This window comes from Curtobacterium sp. ZW137 (assembly GCF_003762905.1).
In the GTDB taxonomy this organism is placed as follows: Bacteria; Actinomycetota; Actinomycetes; order Actinomycetales; family Microbacteriaceae; genus Curtobacterium.
In genome coordinates this window covers 321,712-342,851 of record NZ_RJKS01000003.1, presented here as the reverse complement: position 1 = coordinate 342,851, position 21,140 = coordinate 321,712, and the positions used below count along the sequence as shown (strand labels likewise).

Sequence of the window (21,140 nt, the reverse complement as noted above, 5' to 3'; positions counted from 1 at the left end):
CGTCCGGATCTGGTGGCGACTAGAGCGTCGCGGGCTGCGGCAGGGCGGCCAGGATCTCCGAAGCGACCTCACGGCCGATCCGGACCGCACCGTCGACGTGCTGGTAGCCGGCACCGGCCAGGTCGCTCGACGCGAAGCGGATCGGACCGACGGCCGCACGCTGGTCCGCCCCGTAGCGTGCCAGACCGCCGAGGTCGAAGCTCGCCGCGTACGCGCCCCGGGTCCACTCCTCCGTGCCCCAGTCGCTCTCGTAGTACACGACGGGGTCGGCGGCCTCCGGCCCGTAGTAGTGCACCAGCGACTGCAGGACCCGGGCCTTCCGCTCCTCGGCGCTCAGCGCGAAGACCGCGTCGGCGTGCTCGTCCGAGATGAACCCGACCAGCGTGCCCTGCTCCTTGCCGTGCGAGGTGTTGTCGTACGCCTCGTGCACGAGCTCGTACGGGCTGAACGCGGTGCCCGAGAGCCCGGCGTCCCGCCAGAACGGCCGGTCGTAGACGGCGTGCACCTTGATCACGAAGCCCATCGACAGGTGCTGGTGGAGCTGGTGCTGGCGTCGGGGCAGCGGCGGGTCGTAGGAGATCCGCGTGTAGAGCGGCGGCGGGACCGCGACGAGCGCCTGCCGGGCGTGCACCTCGATGCCGCCGTCGGCGATCGCGACGACGCCCTCGTCCGTCCACCGGAGCGTCCGGACGGGAGCGTTCAGGTGCACGTCGTCGCCGAGCCGCTCGGCGAGACGGAGCGAGACCTGCTGCATCCCGCCGACGACACGCTTGTCGAGGATGAAGTCGGCGTCGACCAGGTTCGTGAAGCTGCCGGCCGAGGCGGCCATGAGCAGCGCCTGCAGTGCCGAGAAGGCGTGCGCGGGCTTGGTGAGCATCGCACCGGCGATGAACAGCTCGACGTTGTCGGTCGCGACGCGGTCCGGGCTCAGGGCGTGCAGCCAGTCGCGGAAACTCGTCTCGTCGAGGCGCTTCGCGTCGGGCGACTCCCAGGGCGCTGCGGGGTCCACCCGGGCGACGTACTCGTCGACGACGGACACCAGGCGCTCGATCTCGTTCGCCGTCGCCTCGGGCAGCGGGAAGATGTCGCCGGTGTACTCGGTCCGGGTGCCGTCGGCGTCGATGTAGACGCTGGACCCCTCGCGGTAGCGGTCGTACGTCTCGAGGCCGAGTTCGTCGAGGGTCTCGAGCAGTGCCGTCTGGTCGGGCGACACCCACTGTCCGCCGATCTCGAGCGTCACGCCCTCGATGTCGTTCGTCCAGGTGCGGCCGCCGACGCGGTCACGGGCCTCGAGCACGGCGACGGTCTTGCCCTCGGCGACCAGGCGGGTCGCGGCGGTCAGGCCGGTGACGCCGGCGCCGATGATGACGACGTCTCTCTCGATCATCGTGCGTCTCCTGTCGTGGTGCGCTGCCGGAACGGGTCCGGGGTGAGCGTGTACATGGTCTCCAGGTACTCGGAGATGCCCTCCGCGCCGCCCTCGCGGCCCATCCCGGACTGCTTCACACCGCCGAACGGGGCGGAGGCGTTCGAGACGACCCCGGTGTTGAGGCCGAGCATGCCGGTCTCCAGGCGCTCCATCAGGCGCTGCCCGCGAGCGGGGTCCTCCGTGAACGCGTACGCGACCAGACCGTACTCGGTGTCGTTCGCGCGGGTGATCGCCTCGTCGTCGGTGGTGAACGTGCTGATCGCCAGGACCGGGCCGAAGATCTCGTCGGTGAGGATGTCGCTGCCCGGCTGCACGTCGGTGACGACCGTCGGCGCGTAGAACGTGCCCGGGCCCTCGACCGCGTGTCCACCGGTGCGGACGGTGGCACCACGGGCGACCGCGTCGGTGACGAGCCGGTCGGCCTTCGCCACGGCGCGGTCGTCGATGAGCGGGCCGATGGCCACGCCCTCCTCGGTGCCCCGCCCCACGGTCATCGCCTCGACCTCCGCCACGAGCCGGTCGGCGAACGCCTCGGCGACGTCCTCGTGCACGAGGAACCGGTTCGCGGCGGTGCACGCCTGCCCGGTGTTCCGGAACTTCGCGGCGAGCGCCCCGGCCACGGCCTCGTCGAGGTCGGCGTCGGCGAAGACCAGGAACGGGGCGTTGCCGCCGAGTTCCATGCTGGTGCGGAGCACGTTCGCGGACGCCTGGGCGAGGAGCGTGCGGCCGACGGGCGTGGAGCCGGTGAACGACAGCTTCCGGAGCCTCGGGTCCGCGATCACCGGCTCGGAGACGGCCGCGGCGTTCGTCGTCGGGACGACGTTCACGACGCCGTCGGGCACGCCGACCTCCCGGAGCAGGTCCACGAACAGCAGCGTGGTCAGCGGGGTGAGCTCGGCGGGCTTCACGACCACGGTGCAGCCGGCCGCCAGCGCCGGGGCGATCTTCCGGGTCGCCATCGCGAGCGGGAAGTTCCACGGGGTGATCAGGTAGGCGGGGCCGACGGGCTTGTGCGAGACGATGGTCCGGCCGGTGCCCTCGGGGTTGGTGCCGTAGGACCCACCGATGCGGACCGCTTCCTCCGCGAACCAGCGGAGGAACTCGCCGCCGTAGGTGACCTCGCCGTTCGCCTCGGCGAGCGGCTTGCCCATCTCCAGGGTCATCAGGAGCGCGAAGTCGTCGCGGCGTTCCTGCAGCAGGTCGAAGGCGGCTCGGAGGAGCTCCCCGCGCTTCCGGGGCGGGGTGGCTGCCCACGCCGCACGGGCACGGTCCGCGGCGTCGAGTGCGCGGAGGCCGTCCTCGGCGGTGGCACTCGCCACGGTCGCGATGACCGCGCCGGTGGACGGGTCCTGGACCGTGAACGTGCCGCCGTCGCTCGCGGGGCCCCACGCCCCGTCGATGAACAGCCCGTCGGGGACGCGGGCGAGGAGGTCGTGCTCGGTGCTGGTCGTCTCGGTCATCGTCATGATGCTGCCAGCCCCTCGAGCACGATTCCCAGGCCCTCGGCGAGCAGTGCGTCGTCGATGGCGAGCGGCGGGAGGAACCGGACGACGTTGCCGTACGTGCCGGCGGTGAGCGCGATGACGCCGTGCTCGGCGGCGTAGCGGACGACGCGGCCGGTCAGCCCGGGGTCCGGATCGCCGGTCCCCGGATCGACGAGCTCCATCGCGATCATCGCTCCGCGACCGCGGACGTCGCCGATTCGCGGGTCGTGCTCCTGTGCGGCTCGGAGCGCGCCGAGGACGATGCCCTCGATCTCCTGCGCACGCTCGACGAGACCGTCGTGCTCGAACGCGTCGATGGCGGCCAGCGCCGCGGCGCACGCGATCGGGTTGCCGCCGTAGGTGCCGCCGATGCCGCCGACCTGGGGCGAGTCCATGATCTCGGCGCGGCCGGTCACCGCGGACAGCGGGAGCCCGCCGGCGATGCCCTTCGCGGTCGTCACGATGTCCGGGACGACCCCCTCGTGGTCGCTGGCGAACATGGCGCCGGTGCGGGCGAACCCGGTCTGCACCTCGTCGGCGATGAACACCACGTCGTTCGCCTCGGCCCATCCGGCGAGGGCGGACAGGAAGCCGTCCGCGGGGACGACGAAGCCGCCCTCGCCCTGGATCGGCTCCAGCAGGATCGCCGCGGTGTTCTCCGCGCCGACCTGCTTCTCGATCTGGCTGATCGCGCGCTTCGCGGCCTCCGCGCCGGTGAGTCCGTCGCGGTACGGGTACGACATCGGGACGCGGTAGACCTCGGGGGCGAACGGACCGAAGCCGCTCTTGTACGGCTGGTTCTTCGCGGTGAGCGCCAGCGTCAGGTTCGTGCGGCCGTGGTACGCGTGGTCGAACACCACGACGGCCTGCTTCCCGGTGTGGCTCCGCGCGATCTTCACCGCGTTCTCGACGGCTTCGGCACCGGAGTTGAACAGGGCGGTGCGCTTCTCGTGGTCACCGGGGGTCAGGCGGTTCAGGGCCTCGGCGACGTCGACGTAGCCGTCGTAGGCGGCGATGGTGAAGCACGTGTGGGTGAACGCGGCGACCTGGGCGGTGACGGCTGCCACGACGCCGGGGTGGGCGTTCCCGACGGAGGTCACGGCGATCCCGGAACCGAGGTCGATGAGCGAGTTCCCGTCCGCGTCGACGACGACCCCGCCACCCGCTGCGGCGACGGCGATCGGCACGGCGACGCCGACGCCGTTCGGCACCGCGGCGGCCTTCCGGGCCAGCAGCTCCTGGGAGCGCGGGCCGGGGATCGCGGTGACCAGGCGGCGCTCCTGTGGGAGACCCGGTCCGCCGGTGGTGGTGGTTGCGAGCGCGGTGGAGGACATGCGCCGATGGTAGGAGCCTCGGGTCGGTGCAGGTGCTGTCCGCGGTGTACAGCGGACCGTACTCCGATCGCCACGGCGGATAAGCTCCCCGCATGCCCGCGACGCTGGATTCCCTGCTCTCCCGACGCGACCTGCGGCTCCGGCTCCTCGGTGGCGGACCGACCGACGTGCCGATCTCGTGGCTGCACAGCTCCGACCTGCCGGACCCAACGCCGTTCCTCGCCGCCGGTCAGGCACTCCTGACGACCGGCACCCAGTTCGGCACGGGCACGGCGGTGTCGGCGGAGCGCATCGACGCGTACGTCGCACGCCTCGCCGACCAGGGCGTCGTCGCCCTGGGCTTCGGCACCGAGGTCGTCCAGGCCGGCACCCCGGACGCGCTCGTGGACGCATGTCGCGCGCACGGCCTCCCGCTCTTCGAGGTCCCGTACGAGACCTCCTTCATCGCCGTGGCGCAGGCGAACGCCGAGACGGTGGCCCGGGACGCGAACGCCCGGAGCGGGTGGGCCCTCGCCGCACAGCGCGCCATCTCGCTCGCGGCGCTCCGGCCAGACGGTCTCGGTGCCACCCTGGCCGAGCTCTCGCGGCAGCTCGAGTGCTGGGTCGGCCTGCTCGACGTCTCGGGTCGGCTGGACCGCGAGTTCCCGCCCGACGGGATCCCGGCGGACGAACGCGACCAGCTGCAGGCCGAGGGAGCGCGGCTGCTCCGCGGCGGACAGCGGGCGAGCCTGCCGGTGAGCACCGCCCACGGGGGCTTCACGCTGCAGACCCTCGGGGCCGGCGGGCACCTGGACGGGGTCCTGGCGATCGCCACCGGCTCGCTCGACCAGGCCGGGCGCGAGGTGGTGACGGCCGTCATCGCCCTCGCCGGCCTCGCGCTCCAGCAGAACCGCGAGCTCGCCCGCGCGCGGGGACTGCTCCGCACCGGGCTCCTGACGATGCTCTCGTTCGGCGATTCCGAGGTGGTCGAGACGACGTCCCGGGAACTCTGGGGGCCGCTGCCCGCCGAACCGATCCGGGTCGCCGCGCTCGACGTGGCCGACGACCGGACCGACTCCGTCGTGGACCTGCTCGAACTCTGGGTCCAGGAGACGCCCGGGCAGCTCTTCTTCGCCGTCGACGACGCCCTGTTCCTCTGCGTGAGCGCGAACGACACCACACCGGTGGAGCGCCTCACCGAGCAGTACGGACTGCACGCCGGCCTGTCCGACGGCGCGACCTTCACGTCGTTCGCGCGCGCACGGGCCGAGGCGGTGCAGGCGCTCGACCGCAGCCGCGAGGGGCGGGCGGGCATCGTGGAGTTCGGCGACCTCGCCCGGGACGGTGTCCTGGCGCACCTCGCCCACACCGGCGCGTCCGAGATCGCCCGCGCCTTCCTCGCGCCCCTCACCGACCACGACGCGGCGTCGGGAACCGACCTCACCCGCACCGTCCGCACGTGGCTCGAGCAGAACTGCGAGTACGACCGCACCGCGCAGGCCCTCGGCGTCCACCGACACACCGCGCGCGCCCGCATCGAGCACGCGGGCCGCCTGCTCGACCGCGACCTCGGGCTCTTCGCGACCCGGGCGGACGTCTGGGCGGCGTTCGTCGCGCTGCCCGCGTGACCCGTACCCGCTGCGTGATCCACGACCCGCTGCCTAGGCTGACACCGTGCCCCCCTCGCCCCGTCGTCGTCTCAGCGCCGCGGAACGCCTGACGCAGATCGACGCTGCGGCGGTGACCCTCGCCCGCGTCGACGGCCTCGCCGGGGTCACGCTCCGCGCGGTCGCCGCGGCGGTCGGGGTAGCGCCGTCCCTCGTCGCGCACTACCGTCCGTCGATGGAGTCCCTCGTCGCGGACACGTTCCGGTCGATCGCGACGGCCGAGGTCGCCGAGGTGGCGTCCGTCGTCGGCGTCGAACCAGCACCCGTCGCCCGGCTCGCCGCGCTGCTGCACGCGATCAACGACCCGGCGCGTGACGACGTCGCCGCGGTGTGGTCGGACGCCTGGAGCATCGGCCGCGGCAACCCGGAGCTCGCCGACGCGGCACGGTCCGTGATGGACGACTGGCAGGCGCTCGCCCACTCGGTCGTGGCGGACGGCGTGGCGGACGGCTCGATGCGCACCGACGACCCGGAGCGCGTCGCACTGCTGCTGTTCGCCCTCGTCGACGCGGCGAACGGCTACGCCCTCGTCGACTACCGCTCACGTGCCGAACGCGAGGACCTCGTCGTCGCCACGATCGCCGGCGCCGTCGGCCTCACCTCGGCGCGCATTCAGTAAAGGATCTGCGCTAACCTTCACCAACGGACGAGGATGGTGCAGGATGGCGGGGACGACCGCGGTCGAGTGGGAAGCGCACACGCTGCCCCGACTCGACAACCCGGACCTGCTCTCCCGTGGCCAGCGCGAGACGCGGAGCACGCCGTACCGAGCCGCTGTCACGCCCGCGATCGCCGGTCTCGACCTCTCCATCAGCGCACGGTCCCTCGCCGAGGCGACCGATGCCTCCGGAGCGATCACCCGCTTCGACGCGGCGTACGCGCACTTCCCGGCCCCGTTCTCCGCGGTGCTCCTCCGCAGCGAGTCAGCGTCCAGTTCCGAGATCGAGCACCTCACCGCGGGTGCCCGAGCGATCTCGGAAGCCGAGATCGACGAACGGGTCCAGGGGAACGCACCGCAGATCGTCCGGAACGTCCGCGCCATGGAAGCCGCGATCGCGCTGTCCGACGACATCAGCAACGACACGATCATCGCGATGCACCACGAGCTCCTCGCCGACACCGCGCCGTCGATGGTCGGCCGGTACCGCGACGAGCAGGTCTGGATCGGCGGGCGACTCCCCCACACCGCGGAGTTCGTCCCACCGCACCACGCCAGGGTGCCGGACGCCATGGACGACCTGGTGTCCTTCATCCGCCGCACCGACGTCCCCGTACTCGTCCAGGCCGCGATCGCGCACGCGCAGTTCGAGACCATCCACCCGTTCCCGGACGGCAACGGCAGGACCGGGCGGGCGCTCGTCCAGGCGATCCTCCGACGTGGTCGCGTGCTGCAGCACCTGACGGTCCCGGTCAGCAGCGGGCTCCTGACCGATCTCGAAGCCTACTTCGCGGCGCTCGACGCCTACCGACGAGGGGACGCGTCCCAGGTCGTCGACGTGGTGGCCGAGGCATCACTCGCGGGACTCCGGAACGCCTCCGTGCTCGCCGACGATCTCCGCCAACTCGAGTCGCGGTGGGACTTCGCGATGCGGGAACTCCGCGCCGACGCCACCGCCCGGCGGATCGCGCGGTTCTCGATCGAACATCCGGTCCTCAACTCGCGGCTCGCGATCGAGCGGATCGGCGCCACCCGTCCCGCGGTGCTGAACGCTCTCGCGCAGCTCGTCGACCTCGGGGTGCTCCGACTCGGCAACTCGAAGCAACGGAACCGCATCTGGATCAACGACGACGTGATCGACGCGCTCGATGCCTTCGCCGACCGCAGCGGTCGCCGGCAGCACCCGCGCTCCTGACCGCCGTCAGAGGCTCAGCGGGCGCGTGCCCTCGAGCTCGCCGTGCTCGACCAACCAGCGGACTGCTTCCTCGACCGTCTCCCCGGCGGTGTGCCGGGGCTCGTACCCGAGCAGCCGGCGCGCCTTCTCGATGCTGAACACCTGGCTGCGGGACAGGTGCTCCCAGCTCGCCTGCGCCGCGTCCTGGTCGGTGGTCTCCCGGAACCGGTCCCACGACACGGACTCCAGCCGGGCCTCCTGCCCGAACCACGACGCCGCGAGCGCCGCGTACCCGCGGACGTTCAGTGCGTCGGCGGCGACCACCGAGAAGTCCTCGCCGGCTGCGGCGTCCCGGTGCTCGACCGCGAGTTCGAACGCCTGCGCGACGTCGTCTGCGTGCACGTGCGCCATCGTCTCGGCGCCGAGCCCCGGGATCGCGAGCAGCTCGCCGGCCGACAGCGTCCGCCACACCGACGGGTCGAGGTTGCCGACCGGACCGATCGGCGCCCACCCCGGTCCGCTGATGTGCCCGGGGTGCAGTGACGTCGTGGCGACACCCCCATCGCTGGTTTCCTGCTTGAGCATCCGGGCGATGCGGTCCTTCTCGATGCCGTAGGTGCCGAACGGTGCCGTCATGGTGTCCTCGGTGATCGGCAGCACCTCGCTCGGTCCCGCACGCCAGATCGATCCGCAGTGGACCAGGTGGACGTCGCTCCCGCGGAGCCGCTCGACGAGTGCCGTCGCGGACTCGAGCGTGAAGCAGACGAGATCGACCACGACGTCGGGGTCCAGGGCCGCGACACGATCCGGGAAGGTGCCCTCGCGGTCCTCTTGCTCGCGGTCGGCGACGACTTGTCGGACCCGTTCCCACTCGGGCGCGTCGGCGTAGGCCCGGCGGGATCCGCGGCTGATGTTCACGACGTCGTGTCCGGCACGGACGAGTCGCGGGACCAGGAACGTGCCGATGTGTCCGGTACCGCCGATGACGACGACGCGCTTGCTGCTGCTCATGCGGCCACCGTAGGCCGGTGCGGATGTGGCGATCCGAGGCGGACTGGAGGCGCGGTGCCAGGCCGACACGGGCCTCCCGTCCGCCTGTTGGCCGCACCACCACCCGCGCTCCGGAAAGGACGAAGGCCCCCGATCTCTCGATCGGGGGCCTTCTCATTCTTGCCTGGTGTTTCACAAGCACTGGTGCGCGAGGGGGGACTTGAACCCCCACGCCGTTTCCAGCACACGGACCTGAACCGTGCGCGTCTACCAATTCCGCCACTCGCGCCAGCCCGAAAACACTACCATGCACAGACTGCCTCAGCTGCCACCTACTACCATGCAGAGGTCAACGACCGAGAACGTGGGAGACCCATGGGCCTACTGGACAGCTTCGAGCGGGGGCTGGAGCGCGCCGTCAACGGTGCGTTCGCGAAGACCTTCCGCTCCGGCGTGCAGCCGGTCGAGATCTCGAGCACGCTCCGACGAGAACTCGACACGAAGGCGGCCGTGGTCTCACGCGACCGCATCCTGGTGCCGAACGAGTTCACCGTGCGCCTGGCGCCACCGGACTTCACGCGCATGAACGACGTCGGTCGACCCCTCATCGACGAACTCACGCAGATGGTGCAGCAGCACGCCGTCGCCCAGAACTACTCGTTCTCCGGACCGGTCACGATCCGCCTGCAGCAGGACGGCACCCTGTCGACCGGGATCCTGCAGGTGGACTCCACCACTGTGCAGCGGGACGTCGCATGGGTCGCCGTGCTCGACATCGGTTCCCAGCGCCACCGACTGCAGCGCGGACGCACCGTGATCGGTCGTGGAACGGACGCCGACATCACCGTCGCGGACACCGGGACGAGCCGGAAGCACGTCGAGATCGTGTGGGACGGCAAGCACGCACAGGCCAACGACCTGGGGTCCACGAACGGCTCGAAGCTGAACGGTGAGCGCTTCCAGCAGGCGATCGTGGAGCCGGACTCCACCATCGAGATCGGTCGTACCCGTATGGTGTTCCGGGTGATCCCGGAGAACGACGGAGGTGCGCGATGACCACAGGACTGACACTGCTCGTCCTGCGCTTCGCGTTCCTCGCGGTGCTGTGGCTGTTCGTCTTCGTGATCGTGTTCGCACTCCGGAGCGACCTGTTCGGCCAGCGGGTGCGCACCATCCCCACCGATCCGAAGGGTGCGCCGTCGGGTCCGACGACCCCCACGATCCCCGCAGCCGGTGCACCCGCAGGCGGTGGCGGGGCCTTCACCGACATCATCAGTCAGAGTCCGTCCGCGGGGGCGCAGCAGCCCGCCGGCGACGTCGCCACCCGTCTCGTGATCACCGAGGGCGCGCGCGAGGGCATGGAGATGCCGCTCGGTCGCGGCCCGATCACGGTCGGCCGCTCCAGCGAGAGCAACGTCGTCATCCGTGACGACTACACCTCGACCCACCACGCCCGTCTGGAACTCCAGCAGTCGGGATGGGTCGTCATCGACCTCGAGTCAACGAACGGCACGTTCGTCAACGGTCAGAAGGTGACCGCCCCCGTGACCGTCGCAGAGCGCACGCCGATCACGATCGGGACCACGACGTTCGAGCTGCGGCGGTAACCCCGGATGACGGCTCGCACGCTGAGCGCCGCTGTGTCCCACGTGGGGCGCATCCGCGCGAACAACCAGGACTCCGGCTACGCCGGGGCGCACCTGTTCGCGGTAGCGGACGGCATGGGCGGCCACGCCGGCGGCGACGTCGCCTCGGCGATCGCGATCCGTCGCATCCGCGAAGTCGACCGCGAGTTCCCGTCGGCCCACGACGCCGAGTTCGCGCTGCAGTCCGCCCTCATCGCCGCGAACCAGCTCATCACCGAGACGGTGTTCGAGCACCAGGAGCTCACCGGGATGGGCACCACCGTCAGCGCGATGATCCGCGTCGGCGACCAGCTCGCGATCGCGCACATCGGCGACTCCCGCATCTACCGCTTCCGCGACGGCGAGCTGCAGCAGATCACCTCGGACCACACCTTCGTGCAGCGGCTCGTGGACAGCGGCCGCATCACCCCGGAAGAAGCCGCGGTGCACCCGCGCCGCTCCGTGCTGATGCGCGTGCTCGGCGACGTCGACGCGGCACCGGAGGTCGACACCGCGATCATGGACATCAAGCCGGGCGACCGCTGGTTGCTCTGCTCGGACGGTCTGTCGTCGTACCTGGCCGAAGAACGCATCCGGCACGCGCTCGCGTCGAACATGGACGCGAACCAGGTCACGCAGCGGCTCGTCAAGGAGACGCTCGACCACGGCGCGCCCGACAACGTGACGGTCGTCGCGATGGACGTCACCGACGCGTCCCCGACCGAGGACGACGACGACGCGGCCACCACGGTCGGTTCCGCCGCAGCGCCCCTCACCTTCGAGGCGTCGACCGGTCGCAAGCCGATCCGCCTCCCCACGATCCTGCTGCACCCGCTCAAGGTCACCACCGCTCCCGAGGACTCGCACTTCGAGCCGGAGAGCGACCAGTACTTCGCGGAGCTCATCGCCGAGGACCGGCGACGCCGGGTGCGCCGCCGGATCAGCTGGACGATCGCGCTCGTGCTCGCGGTCGCCGCCCTCGTGGGTGCGGTGTTCCTCGGCTGGCGCATCGTCCAGGACCACTACTACGTCGGCTCCGACCGCGGTCAGGTCGCGATCTACAAGGGCGTCCAGCAGCAGATCGGCCCGATCCAGCTCTCCGACGTGTACGAGGACTCCGGCATCGAGGTGTCCGACCTGCCCGAGTACACGCGGGAGAACGTGCGCTCGACGATCAACGCCGCCTCGCTCTCCGACGCGCGGGACATCGTCGACCGGCTCCGGACGGCGGCCGAGACCGGCCAGGACCAGAGCGGCACGGGCGGTGACGGCGGCGCGTCCTCGTCACCGACGCCCACGTCCACCCGCTCGGGCACGCCGACGCCGTCCTCCTCGCCGACCGGCGGTGGCCGATGACCACGACCGCACAGCAGTCCTTCACCCAGGCGATCACGATCAAGCTCCGGGAACCCGCGCGCGCCCGGAACCTCGAACTGTTCCTGCTCGTCATCGCGTGCGGCATCTGCGCCGGCGCGATGGTCCTCGTGCAGCTCGGCACCAAGGGCGAGATCTTCGACACGTCGGTGCTCTGGGTCGGCTCGACGATCCTCGGTCTGGCGCTCGTCATGCACGTCGTGTTGCGGATCGTGGCGAAGAACGCCGACCCGTTCGTCCTGCCGGTGTCCCTGGTGCTCAACGGCATCGGGATCGCGGAGATCTACCGCATCGACGTCCACAACGGCCTGTCCGGCTGGGACGCGATCGGCGTGAAGCAGATCGTCTGGACGCTCCTGGCGATGGTGTTCGCGATCCTGACCGTCATCCTCGTGAAGAACCACCGGTTCCTGCAGCGCTACCGGTACATCTTCATGTTCCTGACCATCGTGCTGCTGCTCCTGCCGATGCTGCCGGGCATCGGCCTGAACGTCGGCGGCGCCCGCGTCTGGATCAAGCTCGGCCCGTTCTCGTTCCAGCCCGGTGAGCTCGCGAAGATCACGATGGCGCTGTTCTTCGCCGGCTACCTCGTGACCGCCAGGGACAGCCTGTCGATCGTCGGCAAGAAGTTCCTCGGGATGACCTTCCCGCGCGCCCGTGACCTCGGCCCGATCCTCATCGTGTGGGGCGTCGCGATGAGCGTGCTGGTGTTCCAGCGCGACCTCGGCACGGCGCTGCTGTACTTCGGCCTGTTCCTCGTGATGATCTACGTCGCGACCGCCCGCCTCAGCTGGGTCCTCATCGGGCTCGTGCTGTTCGTCGGCGGTGCGCTCGTCGCGGCGAGCTCGCTCGAGTACGTGCACGGCCGCTTCGAGCAGTGGCTCAACCCGTTCGCGAACTCCACGTACTACGCCGACACGCAGGCGAGCTACCAGCTCGTGAACGGCCTCTTCGGCTTCGCGAACGGCGGGATCACCGGCACCGGTCTCGGCCAGGGACGCCCGTACATCACCCCGGTCGCGAACGCGGACTACATCATCTCGTCCCTCGGTGAGGAACTGGGCCTGATCGGCGTCTTCGCGATCCTGGCGCTCTTCATCGTGCTGGTCTCCCGCGGCATCCGGGTCGGCTTCATGGCGCAGGACGACTTCGGCAAGCTGCTCGGGATCGGCTTCGGCTTCACGATCGCCCTGCAGGTCTTCGTCGTCGTCGGCGGCATCACCCGGATCATCCCGGTGACCGGCCTGACGACCCCGTTCATGGCCGCGGGTGGTTCCTCCCTGGTGGCGAACTGGATCATCGCGGCGATGCTGCTGCGGCTGACCGACTCCATCCCCGCGGAACAGCGTGTCCTCTCCGAGCGCGGTGGCCCGAGTGCCGCCGACCGGAAGGCCGCCCGTGGGCGGACCAGGAAGGAGCGTCGATGAAACGGCAGCTCCGCGGCGTCTCCACGATCGTCGTGCTCATGTTCGTCGCGCTCTTCGTGTCGACGACCTCGATCCAGTTCTTCTCCGCCGACGCGCTCCGCGCCGACCCGCGGAACTCCCGCACGATCCTCGACAGCTACTCGAACAAGCGCGGTGCCATCCTGGTGAACGGCACTCCGATCGCCGAGTCCACCGCCGTCGACGACCAGTACAAGTACCAGCGCAAGTACGCGAACGGTGACCTGTACTCCGCGGTCACCGGCTACTTCACGATCGGCCAGGGCAACTCGGGCATCGAGAGCTCGGAGAATACGGTGCTGTCCGGCAACTCGGACGACTCGTTCTTCCAGAACCTCAACTCGATCCTGACCGGCCAGGACGTCCAGGGCGACAACGTCAACCTGACGATCGACCCCGACGTGCAGCAGGCCGCGTACGACGCCCTCGGATCGAACACCGGCGCCGTCGTCGCGATCGCGCCGAAGACGGGCAAGATCCTGGCGATGGTGTCGAAGCCGGGCTACGACCCGAACTCGCTGACCTCGCACGACACCACCGACGTCATCGCGCAGTACAAGGCGCTCGAGTCGGACGCGTCGAAGCCGCTGCAGAACCGTGCCATCGGCGGTGACCTGTACACGCCGGGGTCCGTCTTCAAGCTCGTCGTCGCCTCGGCCGCGCTCGAGAGCGGCGACTGGAACCTCGACTCGACGCTCCCGAACCCCTCGACCCTGCGCCTGCCCGGCACGAGCACGAACATCAACAATGCCGAGGGCGGCAGCTGCGGCGGTGGCGACGAGGTCAAGCTCCGCGTGGCGATCCAGAACTCCTGCAACATCCCGTTCGCGGAGCTCGGACAGAAGCTCGGGTACGACACGATCAAGCGGATGGCCGACAAGTACGGCTTCGGCGATGCGATCGAGGTGCCGATGAAGGCCACCCCGAGCCAGTACCCGGCCGTCGACTCGACCGCGCAGCTCATGCTGAGCTCGTTCGGCCAGGCCAGTGTCCGCGTCTCCCCGCTGCAGATCGCGATGATCTCGGCCGGGATCGCGAACGGTGGCAAGGTCATGCAGCCCTCGCTCATCGACTCGATCACCACGAGCGATCTGAAGACGGTGGAGTCCTTCTCCCCGAAGCAGTACAGCGACCCGATCTCGTCCGACGACGCCGACGACCTGACCGAGGCGATGCAGAGCGTCGTCAACGCGGGGACCGGCACCAATGCGAAGATCGACGGGGTCGACGTCGCAGGGAAGACGGGAACGGCCGAGAACGGCACGGGCGATCCCTACACGCTCTGGTTCACCGGGTTCGCGCCCGCGAAGGACCCGGAGGTCGCGGTGGCGGTCGTCGTCGGGAACGGCGGCGGACTCGGACAGTCCGGTGTCGGCAACACGGTCGCGGCCCCGGTCGCGAAGAAAGTCATGGAGGCGGTGCTGAACAAATGAGACCCACCAGCGGACTCACCTTCGGTGGGCGGTACCAACTCTCGTCCCGGGTCGCCATCGGCGGCATGGGAGAGGTGTGGCAGGCCACCGACCTCGTCATCGGTCGCACGGTCGCCCTGAAGATCCTCAAGGACGAGTACCTCGGCGACCCCGGGTTCCTCGAGCGCTTCCGCGCCGAGGCCCGCCACGCCGCGCTCGTCAACCACGAGGGCATCGCGAACGTCTTCGACTACGGCGAGGAAGACGGCAGCGCCTACCTCGTGATGGAGCTCGTCCCCGGCGAAGCCCTCTCGACGATGATCGAGCGCGAGCACACCCTGCCGGTCGACAAGGTCCTCGACATCGTCGCGCAGACCGCCAACGCCCTGCAGGCCGCGCACGCCGTCGGCCTGGTCCACCGTGACATCAAGCCGGGCAACCTGCTGATCACGCCGGACGGCCGCGTCAAGATCACCGACTTCGGCATCGCCCGGATCGCCGACCAGGTCCCGCTCACCGCGACCGGCCAGGTCATGGGCACCGTGCAGTACCTCTCGCCCGAGCAGGCGAGCGGGCACCCGGCGTCGCCGTCGACGGACATCTACTCGCTCGGCATCGTCGCGTACGAGTGCCTGGCCGGACGCCGTCCGTTCACCGGAGAGTCGCAGGTCGCGATCGCGATGGCGCACATCAACGAGCAGCCGCCGGCACTCCCGGGCGACATCCCGGAGCCCGTCGCGGCCCTCGTGATGTCCTGCATCGCGAAGAAGCCCGCCGACCGACCGGCCACCGCGGCGAACCTGGCCCGTGCGGCGCAGGCCCTCCGTCGTGGTGACGTCGCGGCGGCGACCGTGGCCGTCCCCGCACTCGGCGGCGCCGGGACCGTGGCGTTCAACCCGCCACAGGGCAACGACGCCGCAACGGCCCTCATCGGCACCCAGGCCGGTGGCACGGTCGGTGGCGCAGGCGTCGGCGGACCGGGCACCCCGGGTTCGCCGTCCGGTGACGACGACGAGACCCCGAAGAAGAAGCGCGCCTGGATCTGGTGGGTGGTCGCGGCGGCCGTCGTGCTCATCGCCGGTGGTGTGATCGCCGCCTTCGCGTTCACGAACGACAACGACGACCCGAAGCCGTCGGCGAGCTCGAGCCAGAGCTCGACGCCCCGGCAGACCCGTTCGCAGACCCCGTCCGCCACGCCGACCCAGACGACGCGGATCACGGTCAACCAGAGCGACTACGTGGGCAAGAACGCCGAGCAGGCGAAGGCCGAGCTCGATGCGCTCGGGTTCCAAACGAGCATCGCGGACGGCGACGCCGCCCCGAGCTCGGACAAGCAGGGCACCGTGCAGTCGATCAGCCCGACCGGCAGCCTGCCCGTCGGCACCGCGATCGTGCTCCGCGCCTACACCGCGCAGCCCACGCTGGAGACCCCGGCGTCGCCCACGGCCGGCACGGTGTCCGACAGCGGGCAGGTCACGTTCTCGTGGAGCGCCTACACGCAGTGCCCCGCCGGCTACGAGCTGACCGGGTACACGTACACGATCACGAACGGCACCGACTCGTCCGGCAACAGCTCCGGTGCGACGCGCGGCACGGCCGTCCAGGTGACCGCCGCCCAGCCGGGCGACGTCAGCCTCAGCTACGTCGTGAACTGCGGTGACCTGCAGTCCGCGTCCTCGGACACGGCCTCGGGCACGTACGCGCAGCAGCCCACCTCGACCCCGACCGCCGACCCCACCGTCGGCACCGACTCGGGCTCGGACGGCTAGTCACGACCGGGCCGCGCGGCCGTCCACACCGTTCCGGTAACGGTTCGTCCGGGCGGCCCGCGGCCAGCGTCTCACCAGGGTGCGCTGTCGTACACTTGCCCCCGACGGACATTCGGAGGAGTACGTGCCAGAAGGTGTGACCGCGGGGATCACGCTCCTCGCAAATCGCTACGAGATCGGTGACGTCATCGGTCGTGGCGGCATGGCCACCGTGCACGTGGGGCAGGACACCCGGCTCGGACGACGTGTCGCGGTGAAGCTGCTCAAGCCGAGCCTCGCGAACGACCCGGCCTTCCGCACCCGCTTCCGTCAGGAAGCCCAGGCGGCCGCGCGCATGGCGCACCCGACGATCGTCCGCGTCTACGACGCCGGCGAAGAAACCGTCACGGAGCAGTCCGGCGCCGAGGTGCAGGTCCCCTTCATCGTCATGGAGTACGTCGAGGGGCGTCCGCTCAGCGACATCATCGGTGAGGGGCCGGTCGACCCGGACGAAGCCGTCCGCATCACCAGCGGCATCCTCACCGCGCTCGAGTACTCGCACCGCGCCGGTGTCGTGCACCGCGACATCAAGCCCGCCAACGTGATGGTCACGCACACCGGCCAGGTCAAGGTCATGGACTTCGGCATCGCCCGGGCCATCACCGACACCTCGGCCACCGTCGCGCAGACCACGTCGATCCTCGGCACCGCGTCCTACTTCTCCCCGGAACAGGCCCGCGGCGAGACCGTCGACGCCCGCACCGACCTGTACTCGACCGGCATCGTCCTCTTCGAGCTCCTGACGGCACGTCCGCCGTTCCTGGGGGACTCGCCCGTCGCCGTCGCCTACCAGCACGTCAGCGAGCAGCCCGTCGCCCCGTCGACGATCACCCCCGCTGTCTCGCCCGCACTCGACGCCGTCACGCTGCACGCCCTCGTCAAGGACCGCACGCGCCGCTTCCAGAACGCCGCCGAGTTCCGCCGTGACCTCGAACAGGCCGCGGCCGGACAGGTCCCCGCGTCGACGAAGAAGCTCCACCAGAGCGCGAACGACGCCTCGACGATGCTCTTCGGCGTGAACCCCCGCACGACGTCCAACCCGGAAGTCGCCTTCCGAGAACTCGACGACACGCAGGAACACCGTCCGCAGCGCACGCAGAACCGCCCCCCGGTCGCATGGATCTGGGTCGGCATCGTCCTGACCATCGCCGTGATCGCCGGCGTGATCTTCTGGGTCGCGAACCTCCAGCCCGGACAGGCTCCGGTGTCCTCGTCGGTCAGCGTCCCGAACGTCGTCGGCGCCACGTACGACTCCGCCGAGAACGCGCTCAAGAAGCGCGACCTCGTCGCGGTCCGGGTCGACGAGAACTCGGACAAGGTGGACAAGGGCTCGGTGATCCGGACGGAACCCGGGTCGGGCACGAACGTCGCCCGGTCCCAGAACATCCGGGTCGTGGTGTCCCTCGGTCCGGAGCAGGTCGCCGTCCCCGACGTCGCGAACCAGGCGCAGGACGCCGCGCAGAAGGCCCTGGAAACCGCTGGGTTCACGATCGGCGCGATCAACACCGACTACTCACCGTCCGTCCCCGAAGGGACGGTCATGAGCTCCGACCCGGCATCGGGCACGACGCACACCAAGGGCACGGTGATCAACCTCACCGTCTCCAACGGGATGGTCCAGCTCCCCGACGTGACGCAGCAGCCGTTCGCCACGGCGAACTCGACCCTGGCCGGGCTCGGGCTCAAGGTGACGCCGCAGCCCTCCTACTCGTGCGTCGGTGGCACCGTCACGCAGCAGGACAAGCCGGCCGGTGACGTCGCACAGGGCAGCACGGTTGCCCTCACGTACTGCGCCGCGTCCAACCAGCCGACCGCTCCGGCCACGTCCACGCCGTCCGACGGCGACAGTGGTGGCAACGGTGGCGGGAACGACGACGGCGGGGACAGCGGCAACACCGACGGCAACTGACGTCGACCGCTGACGGCTGGGCCCCGGGGCCGGCCATGCACCAGCCGGGAGGCCCGGTGCGGGCCCGCCACGAGCCTCCAGGCCGTCAGGTGGTGACGTCGCGGGCCGTGGCCCGCACGCGCGTCAGTCCCGTCGGGCCGCGATGAGCGGGCCGAGGCCCGCAGCGCGCTCGGCTGCGCCGGCGAGACCGGCGGTCTCGAGCCAGTTGCCGACCATCCGGTAGCCGCCCTCGGTCAGGACCGACTCGGGGTGGAACTGCACGCCGTACACGGGGGCACCTTCGTGCTGGACGCCCATGATGACGCCGCCGGCGGTGCGCGCAGTGACGGTGAGTTCGTCGGGGACGGTGCCCTCGACGATCGCGAGCGAGTGGTACCGCGTCGCGGTGAAGGGGTGGGGGACCCCGGTGAAGAGGGGGCTGTCGTCGTGGTCGACCAGCGACGTCTTGCCGTGCATCAGCTCTTCGGCGTGCGTGACCGTCGCACCGAGGGCCTCGGCGATGGCCTGGTGGCCGAGGCAGACGCCGAGGAGGGGCTTGTCGACCTGGATCGCGGCACGGACCGTGGCGATCGAGACACCGGCGTCCGCGGGGGTGCCCGGACCGGGGGAGAGCAGGACGCCGTCGTACTCGGCGATGCGGTCCGCGATCTCGGATTCAGGGAAGGCGTCGTTGCGGACGACGTCGGTGTCCGCGCCGAGCTGCTGGACGTAGCCGTTGAGCGTGTAGACGAAGCTGTCGTAGTTGTCGACGACGAGGATCTTGGTCATGGTCGGTTCACCGTACTCGTGGGGGTCGTGTGCAGCCTCCGTGGGGCCGGTGCACACACATGTTCACGGTAGGATACCGGCCATGGCCAAGGACAAGGACCGCACCAAGCCCGCCCGGAAGACCCGAGCCGACTCGGTCGACACGGCGGGCGATGCGCCCAACCCCGTGTGGTTCAAGCCGGTCATGTTCGGCTTCATGCTCATCGGCCTCGCCTGGGTGATCGTCTTCTACATCTCGCAGGGCACCCTTCCGGTCCCCTCGCTGAACTCGTGGAACATCCTCATCGGCTTCGGCATCATGTTCGTTGGCTTCCTCATGACCACCCGGTGGCGCTGACCACCGCTTCGACCCCTCGAACGCCCGCTGCACCGAACGGTGCGGCGGGCGTCGTCGTTTTCCACAGGGACTCGCGTCGTCTGCACGCTCTCCACTCGTTTTCCACAGGAGTGAGAGTTCTCCACACGACGTTCCACACCCTCGCCCCGGAGTTATCCACAGCTCAGTCCACAATGGGGATAATCACACCCGTGTAACTCAGTGAGTTCTCCACAGGACGACGAACGCCCCGCCACTCCGAAGAGTGACGGGGCGTTCGAGCGTCCAGCGTGTGTCCGCGTCAGTTCACCGCGATCGCGTACCCGACGTAGGTCAGGGCGACGATGACCACGGCTTCGATGACGAGCAGCGTGATCTGCAGACCGCGCTGCCGGACGTTCCGCGTCTTGGCGAAGACGTACCCGGTCACGAAGCCCGCGACGATGCCGCCCACGTGGGCCTGCCAGGCGATGTTCGTGCCGGGCAGGAACCCGATCACGAGGTTGAGTCCCATGATCACGAGCAGGGACACGGCGTTGGCGCCGAGGCTCCGCTGCAGCACGAAGAACGCCGCGAAGAGCCCGAAGATCGCACCGGAGGCCCCGACGACCGAGGTCCCCGGGGAGATCAGCGTCACCGCCATCGACCCGGCCAGCCCGGAGAGGAAGTACAGCGCGAGGAACCGCCACGTCCCGAGCATGTTCTCGAGCATCCGGCCGAAGATCCACACCGCCCACATGTTGAAGGCGATGTGGAAGATCCCCGAGTGCACGAACAGCGACGTGACCATCCGCCACGGCTGCGTCGGCAGGTACGCGGCGTTGTAGAAGAACAGCTGCGTGAAGAAGCGTCCCGACACCTGGTCGAGCAGCCAGATGATCACCGAGACGGCGACGATGACGACCGTCGCCTTCTGGTCGAGCATCGCGAAGCGCCGCCGTGCGACCGTGAGCCCGCTCGGGGCCCCGGACGCACGGCGGTTCGCAGCGAACTGCATGCGCTGGTCACGCACGCACTCAGGGCAGTGCACCCCGACCGCCGCCGGCGTCTGGCACTCGGTGCAGATCGTCCGCCCGCACCGCTGGCACAGGATGAAGCTCTGCCGGTCCGGGTGCCGGTAGCAGTAGTTGGCCGGGTTGTACGCCTGATCGCTCACAGAGGTCAGACGGACTCGACGTCGATGCTGTTGATCACGACGTCCTCGAGCGGCTTGTCACGGCCGTCGGTGGCCACGCCCTCGATCGCGTCGACGACCTTGCGGGACTCGTCGTCGGCGACCTCACCGAAGATGGTGTGCTTGCCCTGGAGCCACGGGGTGGCGACGGTCGTGATGAAGAACTGCGAGCCGTTGGTGCCACGGCCGCCCTGGATGCCCGCGTTGGCCATCGCGAAGATGTACGGGTTCTGGAAGGTGAGCTCCGGCGAGATCTCGTCGTCGAAACGGTAGCCCGGGCCACCGATGCCCTGGCCGAGCGGGTCGCCGCCCTGGATCATGAAGTCCTTGATGATGCGGTGGAAGACCACACCGTCGTAGAGCTTGTCGGTCGAGACCTTGCCGGTCCCCGGGTGGGTCCACTCCTGCTGACCCGTCGCGAGGTCGACGAAGTTCTTGACGGTCTTCGGAGCGTGGTTGCCGAACAGGTTGACGCGGATGTCGCCCTTGTTGGTGTGGATCGTTGCGACAGCAGTGTGCAGAGACATGTTCCGATTCTCGCATGCGTCCGCTGCGTACAGACGGTACCCACAGGTGCGACTCCGTGACCTGTCA

Annotated in this window: 18 protein-coding genes and 1 tRNA gene; 11 read left to right on the top strand and 8 right to left on the bottom strand. The window is 70.0% G+C overall.

Annotated elements, in window-relative coordinates; translation table 11 throughout:
* Positions 1–19: 19 nt before the first annotated feature.
* Genes EDF55_RS11260 through gabT form a run of 3 tightly spaced genes read right to left on the bottom strand, consistent with a single transcriptional unit; the run spans position 20 to position 4,247 of the window.
* Positions 20–1,387: an NAD(P)/FAD-dependent oxidoreductase gene (locus EDF55_RS11260; RefSeq protein WP_123655045.1), complete on the bottom strand. Its 1,368-nt coding sequence runs from the start codon at positions 1,385–1,387 to the stop codon at positions 20–22.
* Entirely contained in the window at positions 1,384–2,889 is a 1,506-nt protein-coding gene (locus EDF55_RS11255) for an NAD-dependent succinate-semialdehyde dehydrogenase (protein ID WP_207909556.1), read from the bottom strand. The genes EDF55_RS11260 and EDF55_RS11255 overlap by 4 nt, the downstream gene beginning before the upstream one ends.
* Before the next feature lie 2 nt (positions 2,890–2,891).
* Positions 2,892–4,247: a 4-aminobutyrate--2-oxoglutarate transaminase gene (gene gabT, locus EDF55_RS11250; RefSeq protein ID WP_123655043.1), complete on the bottom strand. Its 1,356-nt coding sequence runs from the start codon at positions 4,245–4,247 to the stop codon at positions 2,892–2,894.
* A 92-nt stretch (positions 4,248–4,339) separates the two neighbouring features.
* Here gabT and EDF55_RS11245 point away from each other — a divergent pair, with 92 nt between their 5' ends.
* The 3 genes from EDF55_RS11245 to EDF55_RS11235 are packed head-to-tail and all read left to right on the top strand — an operon-like array spanning position 4,340 to position 7,746.
* Entirely contained in the window at positions 4,340–5,854 is a 1,515-nt protein-coding gene (locus EDF55_RS11245) for a PucR family transcriptional regulator (protein WP_123655042.1), read from the top strand.
* Positions 5,855–5,900: 46 nt separating this feature from the next.
* The gene (locus EDF55_RS11240; RefSeq protein ID WP_123655041.1) at positions 5,901–6,512 is read left to right on the top strand and encodes a TetR family transcriptional regulator C-terminal domain-containing protein; all 612 of its coding nucleotides are present in this window, start codon (positions 5,901–5,903) and stop codon (positions 6,510–6,512) included.
* Between the two features lie 43 nt (positions 6,513–6,555).
* Positions 6,556–7,746, top strand: coding sequence for a Fic family protein (locus EDF55_RS11235; protein WP_123655040.1), 1,191 nt, complete (start codon positions 6,556–6,558; stop codon positions 7,744–7,746).
* Between the two features lie 6 nt (positions 7,747–7,752).
* Here EDF55_RS11235 and EDF55_RS11230 read toward each other — a convergent pair whose 3' ends face one another.
* Together EDF55_RS11230 and EDF55_RS11225 are read right to left on the bottom strand one after the other, a co-directional pair.
* Positions 7,753–8,736 (bottom strand): NAD(P)-dependent oxidoreductase, encoded by a 984-nt coding sequence (locus EDF55_RS11230; RefSeq protein ID WP_123655039.1) that lies wholly within the window; start codon positions 8,734–8,736, stop codon positions 7,753–7,755.
* A gap of 181 nt (positions 8,737–8,917) precedes the next feature.
* Positions 8,918–9,004 (bottom strand) — tRNA-Leu (locus EDF55_RS11225).
* An 86-nt stretch (positions 9,005–9,090) separates the two neighbouring features.
* Here EDF55_RS11225 and EDF55_RS11220 point away from each other — a divergent pair.
* The 7 genes from EDF55_RS11220 to pknB all read left to right on the top strand — a co-directional run bounded on the left by EDF55_RS11220 (position 9,091) and on the right by pknB (position 18,288).
* Positions 9,091–9,771: a DUF3662 and FHA domain-containing protein gene (locus tag EDF55_RS11220; RefSeq protein WP_123655038.1), complete on the top strand. Its 681-nt coding sequence runs from the start codon at positions 9,091–9,093 to the stop codon at positions 9,769–9,771.
* Complete coding sequence (locus EDF55_RS11215) at positions 9,768–10,322, top strand: FHA domain-containing protein (RefSeq protein WP_123655037.1); 555 nt, start codon at positions 9,768–9,770, stop codon at positions 10,320–10,322. The genes EDF55_RS11220 and EDF55_RS11215 overlap by 4 nt, the downstream gene beginning before the upstream one ends.
* Positions 10,323–10,328: 6 nt before the next feature.
* Positions 10,329–11,696 (top strand): Stp1/IreP family PP2C-type Ser/Thr phosphatase, encoded by a 1,368-nt coding sequence (locus EDF55_RS11210; protein WP_123655036.1) that lies wholly within the window; start codon positions 10,329–10,331, stop codon positions 11,694–11,696.
* Positions 11,693–13,141, top strand: coding sequence for an FtsW/RodA/SpoVE family cell cycle protein (locus EDF55_RS11205; RefSeq protein ID WP_123655035.1), 1,449 nt, complete (start codon positions 11,693–11,695; stop codon positions 13,139–13,141). Before EDF55_RS11210 ends, EDF55_RS11205 begins: the two co-directional genes overlap by 4 nt.
* On the top strand, positions 13,138–14,592 hold the full coding sequence (locus EDF55_RS11200; RefSeq protein ID WP_123655034.1) for a penicillin-binding protein 2: 1,455 nt from the start codon (positions 13,138–13,140) through the stop codon (positions 14,590–14,592). Before EDF55_RS11205 ends, EDF55_RS11200 begins: the two co-directional genes overlap by 4 nt.
* Positions 14,589–16,340 carry a serine/threonine-protein kinase gene (locus EDF55_RS11195; RefSeq protein WP_123655033.1) on the top strand — a complete coding sequence of 584 codons (1,752 nt, stop codon included), beginning with the start codon at positions 14,589–14,591 and terminating at the stop codon, positions 16,338–16,340. Before EDF55_RS11200 ends, EDF55_RS11195 begins: the two co-directional genes overlap by 4 nt.
* A 124-nt stretch (positions 16,341–16,464) precedes the next feature.
* On the top strand, positions 16,465–18,288 hold the full coding sequence (gene pknB / locus EDF55_RS11190) for a Stk1 family PASTA domain-containing Ser/Thr kinase (RefSeq protein ID WP_260233336.1): 1,824 nt from the start codon (positions 16,465–16,467) through the stop codon (positions 18,286–18,288).
* A 123-nt stretch (positions 18,289–18,411) separates the two neighbouring features.
* Here pknB and EDF55_RS11185 read toward each other — a convergent pair whose 3' ends face one another.
* Positions 18,412–19,056 carry an aminodeoxychorismate/anthranilate synthase component II gene (locus tag EDF55_RS11185; protein ID WP_123655032.1) on the bottom strand — a complete coding sequence of 215 codons (645 nt, stop codon included), beginning with the start codon at positions 19,054–19,056 and terminating at the stop codon, positions 18,412–18,414.
* Positions 19,057–19,138: 82 nt separating this feature from the next.
* On the opposite strand from EDF55_RS11185, the gene EDF55_RS11180 reads away from it, so the two are divergent.
* Positions 19,139–19,393 carry a cell division protein CrgA gene (locus EDF55_RS11180; protein ID WP_123655031.1) on the top strand — a complete coding sequence of 85 codons (255 nt, stop codon included), beginning with the start codon at positions 19,139–19,141 and terminating at the stop codon, positions 19,391–19,393.
* Between the two features lie 280 nt (positions 19,394–19,673).
* On the opposite strand, the gene EDF55_RS11175 is transcribed toward EDF55_RS11180, so the two are convergent.
* Both EDF55_RS11175 and EDF55_RS11170 read right to left on the bottom strand, forming a co-directional pair.
* Positions 19,674–20,384 (bottom strand): rhomboid family intramembrane serine protease, encoded by a 711-nt coding sequence (locus tag EDF55_RS11175; protein ID WP_243698187.1) that lies wholly within the window; start codon positions 20,382–20,384, stop codon positions 19,674–19,676.
* Between the two features lie 149 nt (positions 20,385–20,533).
* Positions 20,534–21,073, bottom strand: a complete 540-nt coding sequence (locus tag EDF55_RS11170; protein ID WP_123655029.1) for a peptidylprolyl isomerase — start codon at positions 21,071–21,073, stop codon at positions 20,534–20,536.
* Between the last annotated feature and the right edge of the window lie 67 nt (positions 21,074–21,140).

Excerpts from the sequence above, each read along its gene's own strand:
- EDF55_RS11260 (WP_123655045.1), bottom strand. The coding sequence starts at position 1,387 with ATGATCGAGAGAGACGTCGTCATCATCGGCGCCGGCGTCACCGGCCTG.
- EDF55_RS11255 (WP_207909556.1), bottom strand. The coding sequence starts at position 2,889 with ATGACCGAGACGACCAGCACCGAGCACGACCTCCTCGCCCGCGTCCCC.
- gabT (WP_123655043.1), bottom strand. The coding sequence starts at position 4,247 with ATGTCCTCCACCGCGCTCGCAACCACCACCACCGGCGGACCGGGTCTC.
- EDF55_RS11245 (WP_123655042.1), top strand. The coding sequence starts at position 4,340 with ATGCCCGCGACGCTGGATTCCCTGCTCTCCCGACGCGACCTGCGGCTC.
- EDF55_RS11235 (WP_123655040.1), top strand. The coding sequence starts at position 6,556 with ATGGCGGGGACGACCGCGGTCGAGTGGGAAGCGCACACGCTGCCCCGA.
- EDF55_RS11230 (WP_123655039.1), bottom strand. The coding sequence starts at position 8,736 with ATGAGCAGCAGCAAGCGCGTCGTCGTCATCGGCGGTACCGGACACATC.
- EDF55_RS11220 (WP_123655038.1), top strand. The coding sequence starts at position 9,091 with ATGGGCCTACTGGACAGCTTCGAGCGGGGGCTGGAGCGCGCCGTCAAC.
- EDF55_RS11215 (WP_123655037.1), top strand. The coding sequence starts at position 9,768 with ATGACCACAGGACTGACACTGCTCGTCCTGCGCTTCGCGTTCCTCGCG.
- EDF55_RS11210 (WP_123655036.1), top strand. The coding sequence starts at position 10,329 with ATGACGGCTCGCACGCTGAGCGCCGCTGTGTCCCACGTGGGGCGCATC.
- EDF55_RS11205 (WP_123655035.1), top strand. The coding sequence starts at position 11,693 with ATGACCACGACCGCACAGCAGTCCTTCACCCAGGCGATCACGATCAAG.
- EDF55_RS11200 (WP_123655034.1), top strand. The coding sequence starts at position 13,138 with ATGAAACGGCAGCTCCGCGGCGTCTCCACGATCGTCGTGCTCATGTTC.
- EDF55_RS11195 (WP_123655033.1), top strand. The coding sequence starts at position 14,589 with ATGAGACCCACCAGCGGACTCACCTTCGGTGGGCGGTACCAACTCTCG.
- EDF55_RS11185 (WP_123655032.1), bottom strand. The coding sequence starts at position 19,056 with ATGACCAAGATCCTCGTCGTCGACAACTACGACAGCTTCGTCTACACG.
- EDF55_RS11180 (WP_123655031.1), top strand. The coding sequence starts at position 19,139 with ATGGCCAAGGACAAGGACCGCACCAAGCCCGCCCGGAAGACCCGAGCC.
- EDF55_RS11170 (WP_123655029.1), bottom strand. The coding sequence starts at position 21,073 with ATGTCTCTGCACACTGCTGTCGCAACGATCCACACCAACAAGGGCGAC.